Raw genomic sequence first — 13,493 nt, 5'->3', positions numbered from 1 at the left:
ACTTCACTGTGATAGTGCAATAAAGTATTTAAGTTCAATGTGTTATTAAGATATACAGGGCTTTTGCCTGGATTCCCAATTGAGCTTTTTTATTGCTTGCACTGATTACGCAAAAATTATTTTATGGAAGCACTGAAGGAGGGGGCGATGAACGAAAAAGACTGGCTGATTATTCATACCGTTTGGCAGCATCAGAACATTACGCGTGCAGCCCAGCAGCTGTATACCTCTCAGCCTGCGCTCAGTTATCGCCTCAAGCAGATCGAACGTAAACTGGGCGTCTCGCTATTTGAAGAGGGGGGGCGTCAACTGACGTTTAGTGCGCAGGGGCGCTATCTGGCGCAACACGCCGCTAAAATGCTGAATGATTCACAGCAACTGCGTCAGACGTTGCAAAATTTGTCTCAGCCACGCCAGGGGGAGTTAAGAATTGGCGTCACCAGCAATTATGCAGCCTATCGACTCCCAGCCATTCTGGCGCGCTTCTCAGAAATACACAGTGGCATTCGCGTTAATCTGGTCAGCGGTTTAAGTGAAGAGATGTACCAAAAACTGCAACGCGAAGAGGTACATGTCGCCCTGGTGAAAGATGACTATCACTGGCGACATGGCAAGCGGCTGGTGGATGAAGATGATTATTGGTTGGTGAGCCAGCAACCGCTCGACCTGCGCTTTCTCCCGCAGCTACCGCAAATACGCATTAACCATGGCGGGCATATTACTCACCTGATTGAGCGCTGGTGGAATGCAAACTATTCACTGGCGCCACGCGTGGCGATGCAGGTAGATAAACTGGAAGTGTGTCTGGCAATGGTGGAGCGTGGATTGGGCTACGCCATCGTATCGAGCTATCAGCCATTGCCCGATGGCATATGCCGACAGCCCATCAGGGTAGCGGGCGAAGCGTTGAAAAGCAGAACATGGCTGCTTTATCACCACGCCAGCACGGAGGCTTCGGTGATTCTGCCGTTCGTCGAGATGTTCGACGAGCTAAGGCTTGAGTGACGAAACAAAGCCATGCTGCTGCAAAATCTGCTGTGCAGTAGCAGAATCCAGGTAAGCGGCAAGAGGCTGAGCCGCAGAGGACAGCATCGCCCAACCATATTCGGCCGGTACGTTGTAGGGTTCAGGAATGGTGAAAACCTGCAACTGAGGATGAAGCATCAAGCGAGGTTGATAACTGGCATAACCGATAAACAATTCAGCGTGCCCCTCATCGATTAACCAGCGCGCTGCCAGTTCACCCGCAGGAACCGGCAAACTGCTGGGGCCGCCCACCAAAGTGCGGGCTTTACGCTTCAACTGTTCGCCCCAACCTTGATGACGCTGTTCGATATTGCCGAACATCTGCCAGGTATAGTCGCCTGATGGGTCACACAGTGGCGTTGAGGTGGCCAGTCGCAAATCATCGCGCAGCAGCAGTGAAAGCCAATTATCGCTTTCAGTGACAACGTCACGTATGGCGGTCAGGCACAAGGAGTTGGCGGTAAAGCGGCCAGTCTCATTTGCGAGACCTTTTTGTCGCAATGTGGCGGGGTGCTCCAAGTTGGCGGAGGCGAAAAAATCGCAAACCTCGCCTTGCTCGATGCGCTGACGCAGCAACCCGGCCGGGCCAAATTGGGTCTCCGCCGTTATGCCTGATTTCGCGGTAAACGCCGCCATCAGTTCAGGCCACACGCCGCGCAGACTACCGGCTGCCAGTATCTGCAGTGTTGTCATGATAAGAGGTCCGGTAGAAGCGTTGATACCAGCGATTCGCCTGCTGCTGCATATCGATATCGCGGAATTTTTCTGGATAGAGCTTTTTCGCCATCCACAGTTCACCTAAACCAATGGCTTCCGGCATAGGATAGCCCCAGGCTTTGGCATATTCAGGCATCAGCCAGACCTGATGGTTTTTTACTGCACTAATGGTGCGCCAGCGCGGGTCTTGGTTGATCTCTTGCACCACCTGTGGATCCCACGCCACCACCTGTTCCATGCTGACCTGCTTAAAGCCCTGCACGGTGGCGGCAGCCACATTCAGCGCGCCTGCGTGCGCCATCATCAAACCGGTATATTTACCTGAACCGTAAGTGGTGAGGTCCGGGTTGGCCATGTAAGCACGAACACGTTGCTGATCCGGCAAATTCTTCAACCGATCGCTGACCAGTTTGCGCCCGGCAAAAGCCGCGGCAATTAAGTCGTTTGCCTGTTGCTGCTTGTTCACCACTTCACCAATCAAAGTGATGCCCTCTTTAATGCCAAGGTCGTAGGCGCGATCCTCATTCTGCATCGTCGGGTTAATCTTGCCTTGCTGACCGGCATCGTCATGACGCAAAGAGATGGCCAGCACCGGAATACCGAGAGCAGAGATCTGATCGATCATCTCCTTGGGCGCGTAGTTGGTGACAAACACCACCTGAGGGTGCAGCGCAACCAGCTTCTCCAAATCCACATGCGTCAGGTCGCCGAGCATCGCTTTGTGCGTCAGTTCTGGCACCAACTGCGCGTAGCCGTCTCCCAATTGCTGTTTCCAGTTAGTGAGAATACCGACGACTTTATCGGTCGCATTTAACTGCACCAATAAATTCAGCGTTTGGTGTTGGAGCACCACGACACGATCGACCTGGTCTGGAATGGTCACCTCGCGGCCGATTTGATCGGTCACGACACGGCTGGCGTAACTGTGTAAGGAGGTAAAGGTCAGTAAACCTGCAAGTATAAGGCGATGAGTGGTGTTCATACGGAGTCCCTGAAGCGTAATGCAGCGAATTATATAGCGGTGGATGGCATCAGGATAGGTTTGTTTCCGTCAGGTGCAGGTTGTTTGCGACAGCGCTCAGTGCCATCTGCTAATATATCGCTCTGTCAGCAGTGCGATCCGCTATTGCTGCTCACCTGTTTAACCCATAACAATTGTCATCTGGCTATTTTGCCAGCATGGCTGTGGAGTCATTGCCGTTATGTTGCACGATGTAGGTATTATTAATTTATGGACTTTTCTGGCCGGCGCGCTGGTGATTATTCTGCTGCCAGGGCCAAACAGTCTGTATGTGCTGCGTACCGGAATGAGTCGCGGAGCAAAGGCGGCTTCGAAAGCGATAGCTGGCGTGATGTTGGGCGATTTGATTTTGATTTTTCTTGCCTGGGCAGGGGTTGCGACCCTTATCCGGACCAGCCCGCATATTTTTATGGTGGTGAAATATCTGGGCGCCATGTTCCTGCTTTATCTTGGTGTGAAGATTATTATTGGCGCTTTACGCAAGCGTGATAACACGTCATCAACCGAAACGGTGAAAGTGGAAAACTATTTCCTGCGCGCCCTGTTACTTGGCGTCACCAATCCCAAAGCGATACTGTTTTATGTTTCGTTTTTCATTCAGTTTGTCGATCCGGCGGTAACGCATACTGCGCCTGCTTTTGCTGTGCTGGGTTCAATGATTCAACTGATGAGTCTGAGCTACTACCTCATTCTGCTAATGGCGGGCAGCGTGATGGTGCGCTTCCTGAAAAACCGTACACGCCTGGTCAAACTGGCTAATATGCTGACCGGTATGCTGTTCTTCGGTTTTGCGGTGCGCCTGGTGAGCGCGCAGAGTTAGGTAATGCAGCCTTTATTAATAACACGCACAAGCGTAAATGAGCTGGCTGGGGCTGCGCATAGGCGGCCCCAGACGGCGTTATCGTCAATCGCTTAACAGACAGGCCTATACCAAATTTAACCCAGCCAGCCAATCAGCACGGCAGCGCACAGACAATAGCCGCCGAACAGATGCCAGCGGTCATGTTCCAGCCAGCGAGACAGCCAGCGCAATGCCAGTAAGCCCGCGACGAAACTCAGTACCATGCCGACTAAGCTGGGGACTAGAATACCGCTGCTGACAGCTGTGCTACCCGTTGCGCCTCCACTAAAAGCACGCAAGCCTTCTTTCACAATCACCGCAGGCATCAGTACCACCGCCAGGGCGAAGCTGAACTCCTCGGCGCGTTTGCGTGCCACACCCAGCGAAAGCCCGGTCGAGATGGTGGCACCGGAGCGCGAAAAGCCGCGAAACGGCAAGCACAATCCCTGAACGAAACCAATTCCTGCTGCGCTCAAGGGGGAAAGCTCACCACGTTCTTTTTCTTTCAGACGCGAGGAAACGATAATTAATAAACCGGCTGCGGCTAATCCACTGGCAATAATTTTACTGTTGCTAAATAGAGATTCTATTTCAAAGGTGTTTGCATTGGCCGCAAAGAAATATTTAATCAACTTCATTAGGGTTAATCCGACTGCACCTGTGACACAGGTGGCCAAAATAATTAATACCACATTCTTCTTAAAAGCATGGGTTGAGCTGAAATAGGTGTCACGCCAGTTCTGCCAGAAATAAACAATCACCGCAAACATGGTGCCGGTGTGCAGCATCACCAGCAGCAAGGTCATCTCTGGTGAGCTGGGATCAAGGCCAAGTAGTTTTTCTGTCATGATGACATGGGCGGAACTGGATACTGGCAGCAGTTCGGCCAGCCCTTGTATCACGGCCAAAATGGATACGTCGAAATAGTTCACCTGATTCCCCTTGAAAAAATGAAAAGTTCCTCAGCACCCTGACATAGTTATGTGTCAGAACGTGATGCGTTTAATCCTATTTAAGTCGGTGTTGATGAATGGTTTAACGTCATAAATAAAAAAAAGGATGCAGATTAATCTTTCATTAAGAGGTGCACTAATTGAACGGATATTTCTGTAATCAGATATTGCGGATCAGCGCAAGGAAGAAGGTGTTTTGGATCAGGTTCTGCGTTAGACATCACTGTTAGCGGTGAGTAATATGCCGTAAGCCAAAAATAATCTGTCACGGATCAATGATGATTTCAGGTAAAACCGCAGGTGAAATCTTTGAACAGATTCGCTCAGAGGTACAGTCGGGTGGATATCTGCCCGGTGATACCCTGCCGCCCGTGCGCGAATTAGCGATTGCACTGGAGGTGAACCGCAACACGGTGGCATCCGCTTATAAACGATTGATTGAAGCCGGTATCGCAGAGTCACGTGGACGCAATGGTACGGTGATCCTCGGTGTGGCGGAAAGCGTTGCTCAGGAAGGTTCACCGCCTGATGTCAACCTGATCGATTTAGCCAGTGGCAATCCCTCCGCCTCGTTGTTGCCTGACATGAGCAGCGTATTTAGTCAGCTCCAGTTTCGTCATCGTCTTTATGGTGAACCGCTTATCAATGCTGAACTGGAGCACTATGGGCGCGAATGGCTAGGCAACGATATTCAAGGTGACTTTTCACTTTCGCTGACCAGTGGTGCTGTGGATGCGGTCGAGCGTTTGCTCAATTGTTATCTGATTAGTGGCGATCGCGTTGTGGTAGAGGATCCCTGTTTCCTCAGCAGTATCAATACGCTGAAAAACAGCCGATTAAATGCGGTTGGCATCAGTATTGACGAAGAGGGACTGAATGCAGATGCGTTGGAAGGGGTATTAGCGTCAGGCGTTCAGGCGGTGATTATTACCCCACGTGCGCACAACCCAACAGGTTGGGGATTCAGCGCCACCCGTGCTGCGCAAATTCGTGCATTACTGGCGAAGTATCCTCAGGTGATGGTGATCGTTGATGACCACTTTTCACTGCTTTCCACTCACGAGTATCACTCTGTGATCCCCCCTGAGACCCTGCGTTGGGCGCTGGTGCGATCGGTCTCTAAATTTCTCGGACCAGATATGCGCTTAGCCTTTGTCGCCAGCGATGAGGAGACAGCAAAGCGCCTGACGATTCGCCTGAACGCGGGCAGTAATTGGGTGAGCCATATTTTGCAGGACATCACGCTGGCGGCACTCCAGTCACCGACATTACATAGCGCGGTCATTGATGCGCGCGAGCAGTATCAAAAGAGGCGTGCCGCAGTCAGCAACGCGCTGCTTAATCATGGAGTGACAACGTCACTTAAGCATGATGGCGTCAACTTGTGGTTGCCGTTAAAGCAGGACAGTGCTGGGCTTGTGACGCAACTGGCGACTTATGGCTGGCTGGTGCGCAGTGGCGAAGTCTTCGGTCTTGACCAAAAGGTGCATGGCTTGCGCATTACCGTGTCAGATTTTGATGTGCAGCAAGCTGAGGTTTTCGCACGCACGCTGGGACAGTTAATCGCCCACTAAAAACCCCAATTCACATCCATCCATGGCGCATCTCTGCGCCATTTTTGTGCGTTCAGGCTTTGAGTCTGCCTCCCCAGCAAACATAAGTATTCGATCTTGTATCCAAGTCCGTATCCCATCTGGCTTTGCTCCGCTGTACTCCTTATTTGACATTTTCTGGCACGCAAACTGCATTAATCCCGTTAAGTGACCAAATCGGGAGTTTCTGTATGTTTGATGCATTACTGGATGGCGATGCCACCACGCTGGCCGGGTTGATCCGCAAGGGTGAAGTCTCCGCCAGCGAAATGACGCAAGCGGCGCTGGAACGTATGGCACAGCGCGAGCCGCAAATTCAGGCATTTTGCACCGCAACACCGGAGCGGGCGTTACAGCAAGCGGCGGCGGTGGATGCGAAACGCGCAAGAGGAGAAACGCTGGGGGCATTCGCCGGTGTCCCGCTGGCGGTGAAAGATCTGATTTGCACCGCAGGCGTCAAAACCACCTCTGGATCAGCGGCCTATGCCGATTTTATCCCGGAAGAAGATGATATTACGGTGGAGCGCTTGCTGGCAGCCGATGCCGTCTTGCTCGGAAAAACCACAGCACCCGAGTTTGGTTACAGCGGTGTCGGTCATAACCCGTTGTTTCCCTCTCCGCGTAATCCGTGGGATCTGAGTAAAACGCCAGGTGGCTCCAGTGCAGGTTCGGGAGCAGCACTGGCTGCGCGACTTTGCCCGATTGCGCTGGGCAGCGATGGCGGTGGTTCCGTGCGCATTCCGGCGGCACACTGCGGCGTTTATGGTTTCAAAGCCTCAATGGGCCGCGTGCCACTGTGGCCGGGTTGCCGGGATGAACGTTATCCGGGAGTATCCAGTTGGGAATCCCTTGAACATATCGGACCGATGACGCGCACGGTGCGCGACAGTGCCTTGATGATGTCTGTCATGGCCGGGCCGGATATGCGCGATCGCCACTCAATTCCCTGTAGTGACGTAGACTGGCTTGGCGCGTTAGAGAAGCCGTTGAGCGGGTTACGCATTGCCTTCAGTGCCGACTTCGGTTATGTGGCAGTCGATAAAGAAGTTCGTGACGTTGTCACTAGTGCTGCGCGAAAGTTTGCTCATGAACTGGGCGCAGAATTAGAGGAAGTCGATCCTGGCATCGCCGACGAAGGCGCGACCTTTGCAGCGCTGGTGGCGTTTGAAAGCGATTTGACCGGCATGCGCCAGATGCAATCCGAACTGGGCTCGCGCATGTCGCCGCATCTCAGCGCCATGCTGCAACGTGACTGGCGAGCGGAAACCTTCACCGATGCCAATACTGCACGCAAAAAAATTTGCAACCAACTGTGGCGCTTTATGCAGCGCTACGATCTGCTGTTAACGCCCACGCTGGCCGTGCCACCGTTCCCACTCAACATGCAGGGACCGGAAATCATTGATGGTCGCATGGTGCGCAGCGATCACTGGCTGTCGTTCTGTTATCCGTTCAATTTCACCGGTCAACCGGCGGCTTCAGTGCCAGCAGGCTTCACCGCCAGCGGCTTGCCGATCGGTTTGCAAATCGTCGGTCGTCATCTGGACGACGGTCTGGTGCTGGCGGCCAGTGCCGCTTTTGAGCACATCCAACCCTGGAATCACCTTTATCCCGCTTCAATCGGAGTTGCCCATGAAAGATAAATCATCACCTGCGTTGGAGCAGGAGTTTGAACACGAACCCGTTCCGTTGAGCCACCGTCACTCTACGCGTTCCGTATCGGCGGTGTGGTTTGGTTTCCCGATGATCCTGACCAATGCGCTGTTCGGCGGCATCATTACCTGGCACCTGGGCTTCTGGCCCGCGATCATTGCCATTTTGTTGGGCAATCTGGTGCTGTTTGCCTATGTCGGGGCGTTGAGCTGGTTTGCGGGCAACACCGGGATGAACTTCGCGCTGCAAGCTAAACGTACTTTTGGCACCAAAGGCTACATTCTGGTCTCAGGGTTTCTTTCCACGGTGGTGATTGGCTGGTATGCCTTCCAGACGGGCCTCACCGGTACCGTGATCAATCAAACCTTTGGCTGGAATTCGCTGGCGGTAACGGCGTTGGCGATGGTGCTCTACACCGGCGTCACTTTCCTTGGCGTGCGCGCATTGTCGATTCTCGGCATGATTGCCGCCCCTCTGTTTGTGGTGCTGGGGTTGGTGGCGCTGTGGTTGATTGGTCAGGACCATGATTTCAGCACCATCACCCAATTCCACGGTAGTGCAACGGCGGTAGGAGCCATGAGCATGGGCACCGCAGTGACCATGGTGGTGGCGGGATTTGCCGACTCCGGCACCATGACGGCCGATTTCACACGCTGGTCCAAAGATGGCAAATCTGCGGTGATTGCTGCGTTCTCTGCCTTTCCGATGGCGAATGTGATCTCCTATCTGTTTGGCGTGGTGATTGTGGCGGTCGGGGCAGCGGTTGATCCGGGTAATAATGGCGGCAACTTCCTGCCGATGTTAATGGGCCATGGCATGCTGCTCTCGGTCATCGCTTTCCTGTTTGTTTTCATCAACCTTGGCTCGGTCTGTACCCATTGCCTGTATAACGGGGCTGTCGGCTTCAGCCATCTGTTCAGCAGCAAAATGCGTCTCTGGACCGTGATCCTTGGCGTGATTGGCGGCGCACTGGCGCTGGCGGGGGTGTGGTCCTATTTCCTGGAGTGGTTGAGTCTGCTCGGTATCGTGGTGCCGCCGTTTGGTGCGGTGATGATCGTCGATTTGATCTTTATGGCCAAAATCAGCGAACAGCGTAAAACCCGCCGTTTACGTGGCAGCGCTTTCGCCGCATGGGCCATCGGAAGCCTGTGTGCCGTCATTGCCCATATCGAATTCCCGCAGTTTGGGGAAGCAGTGATTGGTTTGGTGACCGCAGCGGTGAGTTACACCCTGATTGTGAAATTCAAACGTGAAAGCACCGCCAACCTGATGGAGCAGAACAATGCCTGAATTTACCGTGGATTCTACGCCGTATCCGTGGCCGTTTGATGGACGGGGCACGCCCGCTGATACGGCATTGATCGTTATCGACATGCAAACCGACTTCTGTGGCAAAGGGGGTTACGTTGACAGCATGGGGTATGACATTGCGCTGACGCGCGCGCCGATTGAACCCTTGCAGCGTGTGCTGGCCCGCATGCGGGAATTATCTTTCCCGATCATCCATACGCGGGAGGGGCATCGTCCGGACTTAAGCGATCTGCCTGCTAACAAGCGCTGGCGCTCCAAACGTATGCAGGCCGAAATTGGCGCACCTGGCCCGTGCGGCCGCATTTTGGTGCGTGGCGAACCCGGCTGGGAGATCATCCCCGAACTGGCACCGCTACCGGGAGAGACCATCATTGATAAACCCGGAAAAGGCTCATTTTATGCCACCGATCTGGAGCTGATTCTGCGCAGCCAGGGCATTCGCAACCTGATTATCGCTGGCATCACTACGGACGTTTGCGTGCACACCACGTTACGTGAAGCCAACGATCGCGGGTTCGAGTGCCTGGTGTTGTCAGACTGCTGCGCCGCCACTGAGCTAAAACACCATGAAGCGGCGCTGAGCATGATTCATATGCAGGGCGGCATTTTCGGTGCGGTCGCCAGTTCAGACGGTTTACTGGCGGCGTTAGCGGATGCACCCGCGACGTTAACGGCTTAACCAGTGTAGATAGTGCCCCGGCCACTCGGTGGTGAGTGTGCCGGGTTTACCCATGCCAAAACCGTGCCCGCCAGTGGGATAGCGATGCATCTCAACCGGAATATGCTGCTGCTGGCAAGCGCTAGCCATGATCAGGGTGTTGTGCGGATCGGAAATGGGGTCGTCTTCCGCCTGAACCAGGAAAAAAGGCGGCGATTGTGGGTTAACGTAGGATTGCACTGACCAGGTGGTATCGGCGGCCAGCGTGGCACCTTTACCCACCAACACCTTATGCGTGGATGTATGCGAATAGGGCGGTTCCAACGTAATAATTGGGTAAATTAGCGCCGCGCGTTCAGCGGTAGCGGGAAGATTATCCAGCGTGTCTGTAGCCTGATAAGCATGAAAATCAGGACGATTGACCGCCATGCCAAGCAGATGACCACCCGCCGAAAAGCCCAGCACACTGACATGATCCTCGCGGTGCCGAACTAAACGCAGTGCGCGTTGTGCGTCCTGCAAAGACACCATCGCGCCATCCTTCCATCCCTCCTGAGGCAGGCGATAACTCAGGACGTATGCGGTGTAACCCTGTGATGCCAGCCAGGTAGCAGCCGGCCAGGCTTCTTTGCCCATTTCAATACGCGTATAGCCGCCACCCGCGGCGATCAACACCGCGCGGCCGTTGGGATTGTCCGGTTTAACCACGGTGAGTGTCGGCATCGCGATATTGCGCTGCGCGCCTTTGGCAGAGAACTGCATCGCACCCAGCGGGCCGCCACCGCCCGGCGGTTGGCCGGGCCATAGGGGTATAACTTCGGGTTTGGCTGTTGCAGCCAGGCTAAGGTTGCTCTGCGCGACAAACGGGGCGAGCGTCAGGCAAGTGAGAAAGTGGCGACGATTCATAGCCGATCCAGACTGAGTCAAAGTAGGGTATTGAAGCAGAATAATCGGCAGAGATGATGGAGAAGATGTTGAAGGATATGTATAAACGCATCAATTAGTGCTCGGCTGCTCGTGTAGGGCAGCCGAGCATATTCAACTAACGCACCTGGTGAAGGGCTTCACCCACAGCATCAAACAGGCGATCCAGTTCGGCGGGTTGTGTATTGAACATCGGGCCAAACTGCAGCGTATCGCCGCCAAAGCGCACATAGAAGCCGGCTTTCCACAGCGCCATGCCCGCGTCAAACGGGCGGATTGTCGCATCACCGTCACGGGGAGCGAGTTGGATAGCTCCGACCAGACCACAGTTGCGAATATCCACCACGTTTGGGCAGTTACGCAGCGCATGTAAGCTGTGTTCAAAATAGGGTGCCAGCTCGGCAGACTGTGCAATCAGCGATTCATTTTCCAGCAGATTCAAGGTGGCCAGCCCGGCGGCACACGCCACCGGATGAGCGGAGTAGGTATAGCCGTGAGCAAACTCCACTGCGTGTTCAGGAAGTTGCTGTGCCATAAAGGTGTGATAAATTTCGCTGCTGGCGACAACGCCGCCGAGTGGGATGGCACCGTTAGTGATCTGCTTGGCAAAGTTGAGGATATCCGGCGTCACGCCGAAATATTCCGCGCCGCTCCAGCGTCCCATGCGGCCAAAACCGGTGATCACTTCATCAAAAATCAGCAAAATGTTGTGCTGGGTACAGATCTCACGCAAGCGTTGCAGATAGCCTTTCGGTGGGATTATCGCGCCTGCTGAACCGGAAAGGGGTTCAACAATCAGTGCCGCGATGTTGGAGGCATCATGCAGCTCAATCAGTTTGAGCATTTCATTCGCCAACGCCACGCCGCCGGTTTCTGCCTGACCCGGCGTGAAGGGCAGATCGGTTTGCAGCGTATGCGGGATATGATCGACATCCATAAACTGACCGAACATCTTACGGTTGCCACCAATACCTCCAAGGCTGGTACCCGCGATGTTTACGCCATGATAGCCGCGTGCACGCCCGATGAATTTGGTTTTTGCCGGTTGGCCATTGATGCGCCAGTAAGCGCGCGCCATTTTTACTGCGGTATCCGCAGACTCTGAACCCGACCCGGTAAAGAACACATGGTTGAGATTCCCCGGCATGTGCTGGGCGATTTTGTCTGCTAACTGGAATGAGAGCGGGTGGCCATGTTGAAAACCGGGTGAGTAATCGAGGGTGCCGAGTTGCTGCGCCACGGCTTGCTGAATTTCACTGCGCGTATGACCCGCGCCACAGGTCCACAGCCCTGAGAGGCTGTCAAAGATCTGCCGTCCTTTATCATCCGTAAGCCAGCGGCCCTGCGCCGCGACGATGAATCGCGGATCACGTTGAAAATTACGATTGGCACTGAAAGGCATCCAGTGTGATTGCAGATTAAGCGATGCAGTATTAACAACGTCAGTCATGTTCCATTCCTCCAGGCAGGTGTAGGAAGAGTTTGCAATTAAGAGATAGGTAAGTTAAATCCTTATTAATTCATCTTTAGATATTGAATTACTCACCTAAATGAAAAGTAAGTCGCTGGCTCAAATCACAGATTTTGACCTCAAATTATTGCGCTTATTCAAAACCGTGAATGAATGCGGCAGTTTTTCTGCTGCTGAAAGTCTGCTGGGCATGACGCGCTCAGCAATCAGTTTGCATATGGGCGATCTGGAAAAACGGCTCGGCATGCGTTTGTGCCAGCGTGGAAGGGCAGGTTTTGCTTTAACCGATGAGGGGCGCGAGATATTACGCCATAGCGATAGCATGATGGCCGCGGTCGAGCATTTTCGCCTGCAGGTTAATCAGATGCACCAGCAGCTTCGCGGTGATTTTAATATTGGCATCATCAACAATCTGGTGACGCAACCACGGATGAAAATTACCCATGCGTTGGAAGCCTTGCGCGACATCGGTCCGGATATTCGTCTCAATATCAGCATGATGACCGCTGCAGACATTGAGCGCGGTCTGATGGATGGACGCTTGCACGTAGGCGCGTTGCCACTGACGTCGCCGATCTCTGGACTGGATTATATGCAGCTTTACGATGAGAGATCAGAACTGTATTGCAGTGACACTCACCCATTGTTCGTGCAGCGTCAGCCTCCCAGTGATGAAGAGTTGCTACGCTATGATGCCATCGCGCCCGCTTTCCGCATGACCACGGAAGCCATTGCTATGCATCAGATGCTGAACTGCAATGCGACCGCCACTGACCGTGAAGGCATTGCCTTTCTCATTCTCTCCGGCCGTTTTCTCGGTTTCCTGCCCGATCACTATGCCGCGCAGTGGGTGGAGAAAAAGGTTATGCGCGCGATTGCTCCGCAGCGCCTGCACTACACCAGCCAGATTGCGCTGGTCACGCGTAAGACGCGTAGCCAGAATGTAATTCTTGAGCGGTTTATGCAGGCCATTGCACGACAGTCTGAGGGGGAGGTGAATGCTAATTGGTGATTTCATTACGGGTTGCTGTTACTAGTTACAACATACTTTTGGCATAACGATTTCCACGTGATTAGGCCGCAGTGCGTATTTGGCTAATCAGGTTCATGTCGCGCTCATTTAAGCAAAAAATGAATTTGTTAGCGGGTGCTGACGATAACGCCGTCTGAAGCCACACCGGGGCTGGCGGTCCTCACGCCGCTACGCGGTACCTTCACTTCACTCGTCTGCCTTACGGACCGGTGCCGATGAACTGAACCCATAATGTTGGACTGTAAAACGACATAATGGGGATAAATCATGAAGCCAAAGTATTCCACTCAGTT

12 protein-coding genes are annotated in these 13,493 nt (G+C 53.6%); 7 read left to right on the top strand and 5 right to left on the bottom strand.

What is annotated here, in order from left to right:
* Window positions 1–147: 147 nt before the first annotated feature.
* Entirely contained in the window at window positions 148–1,005 is an 858-nt protein-coding gene (locus QMZ30_RS23915) for a LysR family transcriptional regulator (protein ID WP_283229148.1), read from the top strand.
* On the opposite strand, the gene QMZ30_RS23910 is transcribed toward QMZ30_RS23915, so the two are convergent.
* Together QMZ30_RS23910 and QMZ30_RS23905 are read right to left on the bottom strand one after the other, a co-directional pair.
* Entirely contained in the window at window positions 991–1,719 is a 729-nt protein-coding gene (locus QMZ30_RS23910; protein WP_283229147.1) for a substrate-binding domain-containing protein, read from the bottom strand. The two genes, QMZ30_RS23915 and QMZ30_RS23910, sit on opposite strands and share 15 nt — an antisense overlap.
* Window positions 1,688–2,725, bottom strand: coding sequence for an ABC transporter substrate-binding protein (locus QMZ30_RS23905; protein ID WP_283229146.1), 1,038 nt, complete (start codon window positions 2,723–2,725; stop codon window positions 1,688–1,690). The genes QMZ30_RS23910 and QMZ30_RS23905 overlap by 32 nt, the downstream gene beginning before the upstream one ends.
* 220 nt (window positions 2,726–2,945) lie before the next feature.
* Here QMZ30_RS23905 and leuE point away from each other — a divergent pair, with 220 nt between their 5' ends.
* Window positions 2,946–3,584 (top strand): leucine efflux protein LeuE, encoded by a 639-nt coding sequence (leuE, locus tag QMZ30_RS23900; protein WP_283229145.1) that lies wholly within the window; start codon window positions 2,946–2,948, stop codon window positions 3,582–3,584.
* Between the two features lie 116 nt (window positions 3,585–3,700).
* On the opposite strand, the gene QMZ30_RS23895 is transcribed toward leuE, so the two are convergent.
* Window positions 3,701–4,537 carry an undecaprenyl-diphosphate phosphatase gene (locus QMZ30_RS23895; protein ID WP_283229144.1) on the bottom strand — a complete coding sequence of 279 codons (837 nt, stop codon included), beginning with the start codon at window positions 4,535–4,537 and terminating at the stop codon, window positions 3,701–3,703.
* 296 nt (window positions 4,538–4,833) lie between these two features.
* On the opposite strand from QMZ30_RS23895, the gene ptsJ reads away from it, so the two are divergent.
* The 4 genes from ptsJ to biuH all read left to right on the top strand — a co-directional run bounded on the left by ptsJ (window position 4,834) and on the right by biuH (window position 9,793).
* Window positions 4,834–6,132: a MocR-like B6 salvage transcription factor PtsJ gene (gene ptsJ / locus QMZ30_RS23890; RefSeq protein ID WP_283229143.1), complete on the top strand. Its 1,299-nt coding sequence runs from the start codon at window positions 4,834–4,836 to the stop codon at window positions 6,130–6,132.
* 209 nt (window positions 6,133–6,341) lie between these two features.
* Window positions 6,342–7,793 carry an amidase gene (locus QMZ30_RS23885; protein ID WP_283229142.1) on the top strand — a complete coding sequence of 484 codons (1,452 nt, stop codon included), beginning with the start codon at window positions 6,342–6,344 and terminating at the stop codon, window positions 7,791–7,793.
* The gene (locus QMZ30_RS23880) at window positions 7,783–9,093 is read left to right on the top strand and encodes a purine-cytosine permease family protein (RefSeq protein ID WP_283229141.1); all 1,311 of its coding nucleotides are present in this window, start codon (window positions 7,783–7,785) and stop codon (window positions 9,091–9,093) included. The genes QMZ30_RS23885 and QMZ30_RS23880 overlap by 11 nt, the downstream gene beginning before the upstream one ends.
* Window positions 9,086–9,793, top strand: a complete 708-nt coding sequence (gene biuH / locus QMZ30_RS23875; protein WP_283229140.1) for a biuret amidohydrolase — start codon at window positions 9,086–9,088, stop codon at window positions 9,791–9,793. Before QMZ30_RS23880 ends, biuH begins: the two co-directional genes overlap by 8 nt.
* On the opposite strand, the gene QMZ30_RS23870 is transcribed toward biuH, so the two are convergent.
* On the bottom strand, window positions 9,782–10,678 hold the full coding sequence (locus tag QMZ30_RS23870; RefSeq protein WP_283229139.1) for an alpha/beta hydrolase: 897 nt from the start codon (window positions 10,676–10,678) through the stop codon (window positions 9,782–9,784). The genes biuH and QMZ30_RS23870 overlap by 12 nt on opposite strands.
* A 136-nt stretch (window positions 10,679–10,814) precedes the next feature.
* Window positions 10,815–12,146 (bottom strand): omega-aminotransferase AptA, encoded by a 1,332-nt coding sequence (gene aptA, locus QMZ30_RS23865; protein WP_283229138.1) that lies wholly within the window; start codon window positions 12,144–12,146, stop codon window positions 10,815–10,817.
* 100 nt (window positions 12,147–12,246) lie between these two features.
* Here aptA and QMZ30_RS23860 point away from each other — a divergent pair, with 100 nt between their 5' ends.
* Window positions 12,247–13,179 (top strand): LysR family transcriptional regulator, encoded by a 933-nt coding sequence (locus QMZ30_RS23860; RefSeq protein WP_283229137.1) that lies wholly within the window; start codon window positions 12,247–12,249, stop codon window positions 13,177–13,179.
* Window positions 13,180–13,493: the final 314 nt, after the last annotated feature.

It is taken from the genome of Pantoea sp. EA-12 (assembly GCF_030053355.1).
Lineage (GTDB): Bacteria > Pseudomonadota > Gammaproteobacteria > Enterobacterales > Enterobacteriaceae > Pantoea > Pantoea vagans_C.
The sequence above is the reverse complement of the archived record's forward strand: the minus strand, read 5'-3'. Positions and strand labels throughout refer to the sequence as shown.